The organism is Streptomyces panaciradicis, from assembly GCF_023516615.1.
In the GTDB taxonomy this organism is placed as follows: domain Bacteria; phylum Actinomycetota; class Actinomycetes; order Streptomycetales; family Streptomycetaceae; genus Streptomyces; species Streptomyces panaciradicis.
On sequence record NZ_JAMGBF010000334.1, the window covers coordinates 1 to 564 of the forward strand.

Below are 564 nucleotides of genomic sequence, written 5' to 3' on the forward strand. Positions count from 1 at the left end.
GTTAGTTCTGAGGCAACGACCGTTGCCGGTACAGAGCAGAACGCATAACAGAAAAGTGTGCTTGTTCGCTCGAAACCATTAGGGTTTCGGTGGTTATAGCGTAAGGGAAACGCCCGGTTACATTTCGAACCCGGAAGCTAAGCCTTACAGCGCCGATGGTACTGCAGGGGGGACCCTGTGGGAGAGTAGGACGCCGCCGAACAATCTTTGGAGGACCCCTGGTCCCAGCGTTCAGCTGGGACCAGGGGTCCTTTTGTTTTTACAATGCTTGCGGTACCGAAGACAGGAGTCACCCATGTCCACCAACTCTCCCGACGACCGACCGGAGCGCGACCAGCGGCGACGGGACAGTGGCGACCGGGGCGGCCGTGGTGGTTACCGCGGCGGTTCCGACCGCGGTGACCGTGGTGGCTTCCGTCGCGACGACACCAACCGTGGTGGTGGCTATGGCCGTCGCGACGACCGACGCGGCGATGACCGCGGCGAGCGTCGGGACGGTGACCGTGGCGGTTTCCGTCGTGACGACAACCGCGGTGGCGGGTACGGCCGGCGCGACGATCGTAG

At 63.1% G+C, this 564-nt stretch carries 1 rRNA gene and 1 pseudogene; one reads left to right on the forward strand and one right to left on the reverse strand.

From position 1 onward, the window contains the following. Positions 1 to 85: 85 nt before the first annotated feature. Positions 86 to 202: ribosomal RNA gene (gene rrf / locus M8J74_RS44235) — 5S ribosomal RNA — on the forward strand. 87 nt (positions 203 to 289) lie between these two features. Here rrf and M8J74_RS44240 read toward each other — a convergent pair. After that, positions 290 to 564 (reverse strand): annotated as a pseudogene (locus tag M8J74_RS44240) (hypothetical protein); the annotation flags it as partial.